Annotated in this window: 10 protein-coding genes and 2 tRNA genes; 1 reads left to right on the top strand and 11 read right to left on the bottom strand. The window is 34.6% G+C overall.

Annotation, left to right across the window (positions count from 1 at the left end):
• Positions 1-308 precede the first annotated feature (308 nt).
• The 11 genes from JJL45_RS06435 to JJL45_RS06385 all read right to left on the bottom strand — a co-directional run bounded on the left by JJL45_RS06435 (position 309) and on the right by JJL45_RS06385 (position 11,838).
• Positions 309-2,006 carry an alkaline phosphatase D family protein gene (locus JJL45_RS06435; protein ID WP_068602566.1) on the bottom strand — a complete coding sequence of 566 codons (1,698 nt, stop codon included), beginning with the start codon at positions 2,004-2,006 and terminating at the stop codon, positions 309-311.
• Between the two features lie 359 nt (positions 2,007-2,365).
• A tRNA-Pro gene (locus JJL45_RS06430) sits at positions 2,366-2,440 on the bottom strand.
• Between the two features lie 57 nt (positions 2,441-2,497).
• Complete coding sequence (locus JJL45_RS06425; RefSeq protein ID WP_068602567.1) at positions 2,498-2,737, bottom strand: GIY-YIG nuclease family protein; 240 nt, start codon at positions 2,735-2,737, stop codon at positions 2,498-2,500.
• Positions 2,738-2,898: 161 nt separating this feature from the next.
• Positions 2,899-3,879, bottom strand: a complete 981-nt coding sequence (trxB, locus tag JJL45_RS06420) for a thioredoxin-disulfide reductase (RefSeq protein WP_067150191.1) — start codon at positions 3,877-3,879, stop codon at positions 2,899-2,901.
• 155 nt (positions 3,880-4,034) lie between these two features.
• Positions 4,035-6,164 carry a peptidylprolyl isomerase gene (locus JJL45_RS06415; protein ID WP_068602568.1) on the bottom strand — a complete coding sequence of 710 codons (2,130 nt, stop codon included), beginning with the start codon at positions 6,162-6,164 and terminating at the stop codon, positions 4,035-4,037.
• A 132-nt stretch (positions 6,165-6,296) separates the two neighbouring features.
• Positions 6,297-7,586 (bottom strand): hemolysin family protein, encoded by a 1,290-nt coding sequence (locus JJL45_RS06410; RefSeq protein ID WP_068602569.1) that lies wholly within the window; start codon positions 7,584-7,586, stop codon positions 6,297-6,299.
• Positions 7,587-7,781: a hypothetical protein gene (locus JJL45_RS06405; protein ID WP_068602570.1), complete on the bottom strand. Its 195-nt coding sequence runs from the start codon at positions 7,779-7,781 to the stop codon at positions 7,587-7,589.
• Between the two features lie 69 nt (positions 7,782-7,850).
• Entirely contained in the window at positions 7,851-8,405 is a 555-nt protein-coding gene (lptC, locus tag JJL45_RS06400; RefSeq protein WP_067150203.1) for an LPS export ABC transporter periplasmic protein LptC, read from the bottom strand.
• Entirely contained in the window at positions 8,405-9,784 is a 1,380-nt protein-coding gene (locus JJL45_RS06395) for a hypothetical protein (RefSeq protein ID WP_068602571.1), read from the bottom strand. The genes lptC and JJL45_RS06395 overlap by 1 nt, the downstream gene beginning before the upstream one ends.
• Positions 9,785-9,799: 15 nt before the next feature.
• Entirely contained in the window at positions 9,800-11,110 is a 1,311-nt protein-coding gene (locus tag JJL45_RS06390; RefSeq protein WP_068602572.1) for a hypothetical protein, read from the bottom strand.
• Positions 11,107-11,838: a type III pantothenate kinase gene (locus tag JJL45_RS06385; RefSeq protein WP_068602573.1), complete on the bottom strand. Its 732-nt coding sequence runs from the start codon at positions 11,836-11,838 to the stop codon at positions 11,107-11,109. The genes JJL45_RS06390 and JJL45_RS06385 overlap by 4 nt, the downstream gene beginning before the upstream one ends.
• Before the next feature lie 180 nt (positions 11,839-12,018).
• On the opposite strand from JJL45_RS06385, the gene JJL45_RS06380 reads away from it, so the two are divergent.
• Positions 12,019-12,091 (top strand) — tRNA-Phe (locus JJL45_RS06380).
• Positions 12,092-12,101 lie beyond the last annotated feature (10 nt).

Genomic DNA, 12,101 nt, shown 5'->3' with positions numbered 1-12,101 from the left:
ATATCTACATTTAAAGCCTTTAAAAAACATCAAATCCACAAAAAATAAGACATAAAATTACATTTATGAGAACCAGATGAAAAGTGTTTTTTTTGTTAGAACGAAGATTCAGGTTTTGGTTTTGAGGTTTTAGAATTGCCTTTAAAAAACAAGACTGTTTTAAAAAATTGAAACCTTCGTCATTCTGTGCTCGACACAGCATATCATCAAACTAAAATTCAATGATTTTGAGCATCTGAAATAAATTCAGATTAACGCAAGATTCAATCTTTAAAACAGCCTCGTAAAACTTATCTCAAAAATAATATTTATGAAAAAGTGGTGGTATGCCCCACATTAGCTGAGTAAGACTCTGAGAGAATCGTATCAACAAAAATCCATTCTGAGGTCACTTCTGTTGCGGTGAAAGTAGCCATCATATACCCACGACGCGAAGCATCGAAATACTGTAATCCATCAACTAGGGTGGTCATGGCTTGCTCAAAACCTGCGATCATTTCAGGACTTGTCGCTCCCAAATAGGTTTCAAATCCTGGGGAACTAACGCCCGAAGTTGCTAATTCTACACCTACCTCGGTTCCGTTTTGAGATCTTAACACATTATGCCAAGCGTTATGTGTATCGCCAGCTAAAGTCACTAGTTTTTTTCCGTTTAAGGCATTATAAATCACCTCGCGATCTACAGGATAACCGTCCCATGCATCAAGATTATATGGAATAGCTGTTAACACCCTAGCTTTTTCTTCATTGGTTAAAGTAGGATCTTCCTGTAACATTCTTGCTTTAATGGTTGTAAGCTCGGTAAGGGTTTGAGCAAAGGCCGCACTCCCAAAAGCCAATAATAATTCCGCAGGAATATACATGTTGCCCATAAGTACTTGCTGTCCTAAAACTTGCCATTTTGCGTTATTGCTTTGAATTTCATTCACCACCCAATTAAGCTGTTCTGCCCCCAATAATGAACGGGACGTATCGCTTAATGCAGCTTGAAAGACCAGAGCATCAAATCCTGTTGCTGTATAATAATCGGTGATATTCAACTGCTTATCACGACCAATAACTCGGGTATCTAACATCACTAAATTAACCAAGTTTCCAATATTTATATTTCTATAAATAATATCCTTTTGGTCTTTGGATCGCTGAGTAAAGGGTAAAAATTCGCTATAAGCCTGAAGCGCATATTGTTTACGGGTTTCGAATGGGCCTTCGGTTGCTTCATCGTGGTTCTCGGCACCATCGATATAAGTATCATTAGCAATTTCATGATCATCCCAAACACAAATAAAAGGTTTCTTTTGATGTGCCAACTGTAAGGAAACATCGGAACGATACTGCTTATAACGGGTTCTATAATCTTCTAATGAAAGGATTTCGTGGGCCGGCTCATGAAATCTGTTTAAAAAAGCATTTTCTGCTGAAGCGCCGTAACCTCCCGCTTCGTATTCATAAAAATAATCCCCTAAATGCACGATAATATCAGCTTCTGAATTGGCCATAGCATCGTAGGCATTAAACAAGCCTGCTTGGTAGTTAGAACATGAGCAAACCGCTAATTTTATTTGTGAAGCCTCGGTTGGTAACGTTATCGTTTCACCTGTTACCGAAACGGCATTATCATCACTACTAATAAAACGGTAATACAATTTTAAATCGGCTTCTAATTCTGTTAATTCTACAGCAATGGTTAAATCTCTAGACGCATCTGTGGTGATTTTCCCAGATCTCAAAATGCTAGAAAAGCTAGAATCTTTAGAAACTTCCCAAATGATGTCTTTGTTTGCGGTAGCATAGCGCGTCCATATAATCACGCTAGAACTTGAAGGGTCGAAACTAGCAACGCCCTGATTGAAGTTTTTGTGGGTTAAGTGAGTAGAGTCGTAATCTTCTTGAAAATTATCGTCATCACTACTACAACTCATAAAATTTGGAGCTAATATAATACCTCCCGTTGCTATTAAAGCTTGCTTAATAAAGCCTCTTCTTCCTGTATTTTTAATTGCCATTTTTCTTTTTGTTCAAAAATGGTTTATTTAAAAACTTCAGAAGTTAGCAAATCTTTAAGGGTGTGTAAAATATTTCACTTAACAAAAGAGCTATTGATAGTACAGCACCAAGATATTTCAGAAAACCCGTTAAGGAGAAACTGAATAAAATACTTTTACTGTTTTTTAGCTCATAGACTTCTAACTCTTGTTTAAATCAGCTTTGAAAACAAAAAAAGTGACTCTTTTCAGAATCACTTTTGTTTATTTTGCTATGACAGGATTTAAATAATCCAGAAAAAACGTCGTTACAAATACTCTATATTATGTTGCTTAAAAATGTGAAAAACATGTTACACAAAACAGTATAGATCATTTAGTCGGGATGACAGGATTTGAACCTGCGACCACACGGCCCCCAGCCGTGTACGCTAACCGGACTGCGCCACATCCCGATATTTACTTTAATTTATTTAACATACTTGACATTAGATGGACAACTCAAAATAAAATCAACTGTTATCTTCTAAATATCTCTTAATTCCACGTTTCTTTATTTTTGTTTCTATCAATATAGCCTCTGTACGACTGCTAAAACTATAAGTTTTGATCAAAATCCAAGGAACGCCTTTACTTGTATATTTAGCTCCTCCTTGATTATGAGTAGCTAAACGTTTATCTAAATTATTGGTTTGTCCAACATAATATCGATTAAGTGTCTCACTAAATATGATGTAAACTAAATACTCCATTTAATTTTTTGGCTTTCAAAACGACCATCACGCTGCAAGCGTGATACGCTAACCGGACTGCGCCACATCCCGTTTTGGTTACTTCAAAACATCTAGAAGAAAACCACACTAAAAACACCCAAAGTCTAAACTTTGGGTGTCATATTTAATACAAAAAAATTTTAATTGTAAGTTGAAGTCGCTACTTCAAAATCGGCATCCTTAGACGCTAAGTAACGTTCTGCATCAAGAGCTGCCATACAACCAGTACCAGCTGCTGTAATAGCTTGTCTGTATACATGATCGGCTGCATCACCAGAAACAAATACTCCTTCGATATTGGTTTTAGAAGTACCAGGCACATTAATAATATATCCTGTTTCATCTAAATCTAAGAACCCTTTAAAAATATCGGTGTTTGGTTTGTGTCCAATAGCCACGAAGAAACCAGTTGCTGGAATCTCGTGCTTTTCTTTAGTTACTTTATTATAAACACGCACACCGTTTACAACTTGTCCGTCACCTAAAACCTCATCGGTCTCCGTGTTAAACAAAATCTCGATGTTTTCGGTATTCTTAACACGATTAGCCATAATTTTAGAAGCTCTAAACTCATCTCTACGAACAAGCATCGTTACTTTTTTACAAAGTTTTGATAAATAATGAGCTTCCTCACAAGCTGAATCTCCTGCACCTACAATTACAACTTCTTGATTTCTATAAAAGAATCCGTCACAAACCGCACAAGCAGAAACTCCGCCACCTAGTTTTAAATATTTTTGTTCTGAATCTAATCCTAAATATTTAGCAGAAGCACCTGTTGAAATAATAACGGTATCACAGTGAATCTCTTTTTCGTCGTTTACCCAAACTTTATGTACATCGCCAGAGAAATCAACTTTGGTAATCCATCCATCGCGAACATCGGCTTCGAAACGCTCGGCTTGCTTTTGCAATTCCATCATCATTTCTGGACCTGTAACACCTTGTGGATATCCAGGGAAATTCTCAACTTCATTCGTTGTTGTTAACTGACCTCCTGGTTGCGTACCTTGATATAAAACAGGATTCATGTTAGCACGTGCTGCATAAATGGCTGCTGTATAACCAGCAGGTCCTGATCCTATAATAAGGCATTTTACTTTTTCTATTGTTTCAGACATAATCTTAACTTTTTAACATCACAAAAGTAGCTTTTTTGTTAGAAAACTTACAGTTAATTTATCAACAGTTTTTATATGTTGATAATAATAACTTATAGCTACAAAAAAGCCCCGAAAAACGGGGCTTTTAAATTTATATTTTAAAGTAATAACTTTTACTGAATTTGCGCTTCAGCTCTGTTATCTTCAATCTCGGCAGCATCTTTTAAAGCATTGTAAAGTCTCGCATTTACGATACTCGTTTTTTGTTGCTCAACACGATTAGCAGCCGCTTGATAATTTTCTAATTTTACTGCTGGTATTACTTTAGTAACCTGAACAGCATACACCCCTTTTTCACCTTCTAATAAACCAGAAGTTTCACCTTCATTCAATCCGAAAGCGGCACCAACTACGAAAGGCTCTCTTCCTGCTCCAGAAATTGTTGGGTTTTTCATATTGATTCCTGTAGCTGTTTTAACAGACGTTTTTTCCGCAGCAGCGATATCTTCTAAAGTAGTTGCTGAAATTCTATCTTTAATCATTTCAGCTTTCTTTTCTTTTCTAAGAATTGGTAAAACTCTAGCAGTAGCATCATCAACAGACATTAATCCTGCTTCATTTTGAGCAACAACCTGTGCGATAACATAACCTCCAGGAATATTAAAACGTTTGATATCTCCTACTTCAATATCTTTTTCAAATGCCCAACGTACAATTGGTCTTTGGTTACCAACACCAGGAATACTTTCGTCTAACACTTTAATACCGTTAACAGGTCTAACTGTGAATTTGTTTTCTTTAGCAACAGCTTCAAAATCACCTTCACCAGCTTTTATTTCGAAGTTAGAAGCGTCTCTAAACACTTTATCTGTAGTCGCTTCCGATGGCTCAATTTTTCTAGCAATCGTTCCTACTTGAACGGCTCTTTTTGGATCTTTAAGACCTTCAATTTCTATAATATGAAAACCGAATACGGTTTTAACCACACCTAAATCACCTACTTTACCACCAAATTCAAAATCGTTGAATTCTGGTACCATAGAACCGTAAGCGTGCCAATCGTAACGCCCTTCATTAGATACACTTCCTTGATCTGAAGAATACTCTGTAACAAATTCTGGGAATTTAGAACGATCAGTTTTTAAAACAGCTAATAAACTATCGGCAGTAGATTTCGCTTGTTCTTCAGTTTGTGTCACCTCAGCAGTAGCACTTCTAGACCCTAAGAAAGGGATTAAAATATGTCTAACTTTAGCTGAATCTGGAATTTGTTTTACAGCAACAACCTTTGAGATTTTGAAGAATCCTGATTCTTTGTATGGTCCGTAAACTTGACCTTCTTCTAAATTAAAAATATTATCAGCAAATTCTTCAGGCAAGTTTTCTTTAAATAAGAAACTCTTATTGAATTTAATATCTGAAGCAGCAACAGAGTTGATATAATCTTCATTATCGGTAGCTTCAGCAAAAGCTGTAATAACATTTTTTCTACCGTTAGCATCAACCAACTGTCCTTTTTTATATCTGTTAAGTTCTTCTTTAATCATGTTTTCATCTTCCACAGATGCTTCCTCTTTGAACTCAACAAAACGAATATCTCTTGAAGCCTCAACTTCAAATTGTTTTTTATTGTCATTAATATAATCAGAGATATCTGATTTACTAACTTTTACAAGGTTATCTGGAATAGTTGTATATGCCACTTGCACGTATTTCAAATCTACTTTATTACCTTCTAATTGGTGTTCTAATTCACCTTCAGCTAAAGTTCCTGTTAAACCAGCTTTAACCATATTATAATAGTTTTGGTTAAGCGCGTTTGCTGCGATTTGCTTTTCGTAGTTTACCCAGCTTTCAAAACCTTCAGGTGAAGTTTCCTTTAGGTTAGCGATATATTCATTTAATTTATTCTCATCGAAAATGCCAGCTTCATTTAAAAACTCCGGGCTTGTAGCTAAAGATGTTCTTAATAAATCTCTCATTTGATCTTTCTCTACAGTAATTCCAAGCTCTTCAAACTGAGTTTCCATAATGGCTTGTCTTACTTCTTGCTCCCAAACACGGTTCATAACTTGAGTGTTTGTTGCTGTTGGTCCCGCTTGTCTTTGTGCGACTTCAACTTTTTGTAAAAAGGCTTCACGTGTAATTTCTTTACCGTTAACCGTAGCAATAACATTTTGAGATTTTGCGGTTAGCGCATCAGAGTTTCTGAACAAATCTGCTAATACAAAAGCAAAAAGTGCTAACGCAATAATTAATATTAAGAATAGTGAACGTTGTCTAATCTTGTTTAAAACTGCCATTTGTAAATTAAATTTTTAATGTCCCCATGGGGGATTTCTAGTTAAGTTGCTGTCAATTATAGACTAACTGACAAAAATATCGTGCGCGAAAATACCATTTTCCTTTTAATAATAAAAGTAGAACTTTGTATTTTAATCGTCATCTAACACAATAAGTTCGACCAAATCAATTTTAGTATTGGAGACTTCTAAAATCGTGAATTGAAAGTTGTCTATTTTTACGATTTCATTTTGTGCAGGAATCTCTTCGGTATGGTTAACTATAAGCCCTCCTAGTGTTTCATAATTCTCACTTTCAGGAAGTTCTAGCTTATAATTTTCATTAAGATAATCAACTTCTAAACGCGCAGAGAATTTATAGGTTTCATTATCCATTACATCTTCAATAAGATCTACCGAATCGTGCTCATCTTCAATTTCACCAAATAATTCTTCAACAATATCTTCTACAGTCATCATACCTGAAGTGCCACCATACTCATCCAGCACCACGGCGATACTTCTTCTTTTTTTAGTAAGCACACTAAGCACATCTTTAATTAGTACCGTTTCTGGAACGAATTCAACAGGGGTAATCATTGATTTGATGTTTGTAGATTTTCTAAACAATTCGAAGGAATGTACGTAGCCTATAACATCGTCGATGGTTTCTTTATATACTAAAATTTTGGTACGCCCTGTTTCTGTAAATAAAGCGTTTAATGATTTTATGGAATCGTTAATTTCAACGGCAATAATTTCTGTTCTAGGAATCATCACCTCTCTAGCTTTTACTTCTGAAAACTCTAGAGCATTTTGAAAAATCTGAATCTCACTATCAACATCATCATGCGCTTCTACAGACTGCATTTGTTCACTGATGTAATTCCCTAACTCGACTTTGGTAAAAGCCAATTGTATTTGATCACCTTCCGTTTTAAAAAATACTTTTAAAATGAAATCGGAAATCCAAATAATAAAATCCGACACTACTGAAAAAAAGAAATAGAAAAAATACGCAGGAATAGCCAAGGCTTTAATAAGGCTATTGGCATAAATTTGAAAAAAAACTTTAGGTAAAAACTCCGCTGTAATTAAGATTACTAAAGTTGAAATAATGGTTTGTGAGAGCAAACTTAAATCGGTTAATAGATAATCTAGAAACCCATAAGAAGTTGGTAATAGGGATTGAAACCAACTCACTAATAAATCACCCATAAAAAAACCATATACTACTAGGGCAATATTATTACCAATAAGCATGGTTGTAATAAACTTTGATGGTTTGGCGGTAAGTTTTCTTAACACCCTTGCCAGTACACCATCCTGCTTCTTTTCAATCTCGACATGGATTTTATTTGAAGACACATATGCAATCTCCATACCTGAGAAAAAAGCAGAAAGTATTAAAGATGCAATTATAATAATTACATAAACGCTCATTTACTTTGAATTATCATTATCATCATATTTCTTTCTAAATTTTCCTCGGAAGAAAAACATAAAAATAGCCAAGCCTCCTAACGCCATAGATATATAAGCTTTATCAGGATTGACTTCCCACTTTACTGCGCCATCATATAAAAACAAAGCAGCGAATACTAAGTAAGCATATTGAAAAATCTTAGAATATTTCATGATTGATATTTAATTTTACTAATGTGTAAAGGTAATTAAAATTGAGAAAGCCGCTTTTTAATAAAGCGTTTATTCTTCGAGAGTGATAATTCCAGTAACTTCCAGAACTTCCGCGTTTGTGAATTTTGTATTGGAATCGAAGCCATGACCATTAATAATATCTTGCTCCGATTTGAATGAAACAGCTTCATTAGTATACAGCCATTCATTTTTTTGATCGTAATACAATTGATCAGTTTTTAAAACACGATTATCGTGGGTAGTAATTACGACATTACTTTGCATGTCGATTAAGTCGGTATCGGTATAAACAATAGCGTAATCGGCTATAACGACACTTTTTTGGTTTTTTTCATCGAAAATATCTAATTCAACTCCATCAACAAACTCATGAAAAGGAAAATCTCTATTTGAATAGTCTAAAGCTTTTGTACTAATCAAATTAGCTGTTACTCTGCCTGAATCGGTATATTTTAAATTAAGATTATAATCGACACCGATGGGTTCATTTTCAGAAATCCCAATTTTTTGTACTTCTTTGAAATTATCTTGGCATGAAAAAAACATAGCCACAGTAAAAACTGTGACTATGTTTAAAATTTTATATGAAATACATGTTTTCATTAGATACTTGGTACAGTTACCGAAGCACCAATCCAGCATCCGATGTTGATTGTTTGACCTGCTCTTCCTGAACTAAAAATTTCAGATTTTTGTGGTGCTTTAGCTTCGTAACTTGCTGAAGATTTAGATGCCGCACTAGACATTGTAGGATCTACTTTAGAAGCTTTTCTTGCTTCACTTGCAGCTAACCAGTAAACAGCTCTTTTATCGAAGTTAGTCTCTCCACAGTTATTTGCACTCGCAGCATACATGGCAGCAATAGCGATGTGAGGTCTTCCGTTAGAAGGGTTCAAACTAAGTGCTTTTCTATAATAATCTCTTGCTTTAGAATAGCTGTGCTTTGCTTTAAACTTAGTTGCTACTCTGTAGTAAAGTTTAGATTTCTTAAAGCTATCTTTTTCTAAGCTAATCGCTTGTTCGTAAAACTTAATAGCTTCATTAGTTTTATTTTCTTTATCCTTTAAGATCCCTAAGTAATAAGCCGAGTTTGCAGACGGACTTAACTCATGGTAAGCATTTACCAATTTAAAGAATAATGGATCGTCTGTACATTCTTTTTCAGACATTTTCCCTGCAGCTCTTTGTAACCAAACAGCATTGGTTTTATTAGCTTCAAAGTCTTTTGTATATAAAGGAATAAGGTTTTCACAGTTTGCTCTATCCCCTAACTTTTGATCGATACCAGAAGCAATTTGATCGTAAGCTTTTAAGTAACTTTCATAGTACTTTTTATATTTAGCTTCCTTTTTAGTTAAAGCTGTACCAGCTTCTTCCTTTTCGATTAATTTGTTTAAGTCTTCAGAGTAGTTTTGGATTTCTCCTTCAACTTTTTCAGCGATATCATCATATTTATTGAATAAATCGGCTGCAGGTTTTTTACCAGCATCATACAAATCAACCATTAAAGAGAAATAGGTATATAAACTCTTAGGGTTTGTAAAAGTATCTTTATCTAAGTTATAAGCGTCATCAAAACATTTGTATAACTCCTCATCAGTCTTCTTTAACACATCTCTGTTATCGTATAACAACTGACAAGATTTAGCTGCATACTCTCCTTTAGGTGTTTTAGAAGGATAATGTAATGCACGCTCATCCCATAATTTTACAAGATCATTAATATAAGCTATTTTATCTGCTCCAGTTGCGTTATCAATTTTATGGTTTAAAATTTTCTCCCCATCTGAATAAATGGCATTACTGTACTTTGGACATTTGTTTCTAACGGCCATCCAAGGCTCGTAAGCCGCGTCGTAATTTTTCGCTTTAGCATACTCATGAAATATTGAAAGTTTTGAGATGCACTCTTCATCTTGCTGTGCAAAACCAAAATTTAATCCAATAAATAAAAGTGTTAAAAATGTGATTTTTGTCTTCATAATTATTTTAATCTGTTAATCGTACTTTCTCTTTTGAAACCATCTATCGTTCAAAGATAGACTTATTTGAAAATTTATATAATTCTCTTGTATCAAATTGCTTTTTGTTGTTCCGCGTTTACCAAATTCAAGTCCTAAGTTTGCATTTGAAAAAAGTCTAGCATCTCCAACTGGTAATCCTGTTCCAAAAGATATGCCAAACTCTTTAATGGTCTCACCATTAATATTTAACCCTGTGTTTTCCAATCTTAAACCTCCTCTATAAACAATACGTTTAAAGTAGTTTGAGAAGGAATTATACTGCGGAATTAAAAAACCTCCTAAAGAAAATCTGGAACCGTTTTCGTATACGGCTCCTGTGGTAGTATACAAAGGGTTTGAAAATTCACTTGTGTTTTGAGCCATATATTCGGCTCCTAAAAACCAACTTCTTGGCTGGCCAATCCCTACCCCAAAAGTAATTTTTGAAGGCAAAGTTAAATCGGTTTCTCTTAAACCTTTAGCCTCTAAATTGTCTTCAACCGTATTGAATATAGACTCTACCCCTGTACTTGAATTGATAATTATAGATGAGTAGCTACGTTCATTCACAGAATGCAAATTACTTTGAGCCGTATATGTTAATCCTGATACGATCTCTAATCTTTCGGTAATCTTTCTTTTGTAAGACACCCCAAGATTAAAATTAACGCCACTTAAATCCGATCGGTTATCTTCACGAGTTTGGAATTGTGTAGGAACATCGCCATCATATTGAAAAGCGATAATACTATTTTGAATATTCCCAAAATTATATTGTGCATCAAAACCAACTGAAAGTCCGCTCATCACTTGATAGCCCACACCAACAAACACCTTGTTAATGCCGCCTTCACCTCTAAAACGATTTCCAATGTTACCATTATCATTTAAATTATCTAGTTTATATCCTACCGAGCTATACGGCATGATACCAACACCAAACCCGAACTTCCCCACTGGGAATGACATGGCTAAATAATTAAAAGTTGTAGACGATGTTTTTCCTGTATCAGTTTCACTCTTTAAGGTTGTACTTTGGTAAGACCCTCCAACCGTATACTTAACTGGTCTACTTTGTCCGCCCCAAGAAGCAAGATTCTCACCGGCAAAAGAAGCTGGATTTCGTAAGTTAACGTGAATACTATCATTATATATACTCAAACCACCCATACTTCTATTTTCTACAGTACCTTTAAAATTGAGATTACCAATCCCATAATATGAATACGGAGAAACTGTTGATTGCTGGCTATGACCTTTAATTGCAAAAATTACAATAAAAACTAATACAAGTTTTTTTATCATTCGTTTGAGTTAAGTTGTAAAATATAGTTCAATCCTTCCAAAAGAAAATTTGAATGGGCAAATATGCTACTTTTTAATTGTTTAGACAAGAATTTCGTGTCGCCTCCTGTTAAAATAACTGTTAAATCTGAATATTTATTTTTATAATTCGCTATAACACCTTCAATTTCATTAAGCACACCATAAACCACGCCCGAATGAATTGAAGCTGCAGTAGAGTTACCAATAAGATCTTCTGGAACTGATAATTCTAACAACGGTAATTTTGCAGTTAAATTATTTAAAGCTTTGTAGCGCATGTTTAATCCGGGGGAAATAGCTCCACCCAGATATCTGTTTTCGGCTGTTATAAAATCGTAAGTAATACAAGTTCCGGCATCTATAATAAGTACATTTTTATGCGGAAAGTGTTTTACGGCAGCACAAACTAATGCAATACGATCTACCCCTAAGGTATTAGGAGTCCCATAATCATTAATGAATGGAAAATTTAATTGCGCGTCTAGAATTAATAAGTTGAATGTTTTTTTTAAGGCATCTATTTGGTCGGAATTTAAATGACCTACGGAAGAAACCACCGCTTTATTAAGCTGGGGCATATCTGCTTTTAAGGTACTAACAGCATTTAAAAGATTTTCTAACGCTACAATTCTTTTTTCCTGAAGCTCATCGGCATCAAATACCGCCAGTTTCACGAAAGAATTTCCAACATCAATAACTAAATTCATCTATAAATCAAAAAAGGGTAAATTTACAAAAGAAGAAACAATAACAAAGGTATACCGTATTTAATTAACATTAAATTAGTTAGCTTTTGAATTAAAAAAAATTAAAAAATAATTGATTTTTTTAGCTTTTAGATTTGGCAGAATCTAAAATAGGATATATATTTGCAACCGCTTTAGCGAGGTACCTTAGCTCAGTTGGTAGAGCAAAGGACTGAAAATCCTTGTGTCCCTGGTTCGATTCCTGGAGGTACCACACAAGTAAA

It is taken from the genome of Tamlana sp. s12, assembly GCF_016767215.1.
Classification (GTDB): Bacteria; Bacteroidota; Bacteroidia; order Flavobacteriales; family Flavobacteriaceae; genus Pseudotamlana; species Pseudotamlana agarivorans.
Note: the sequence above shows the minus strand (reverse complement) of the source record. Positions and strands in the feature narration are given on the sequence as shown.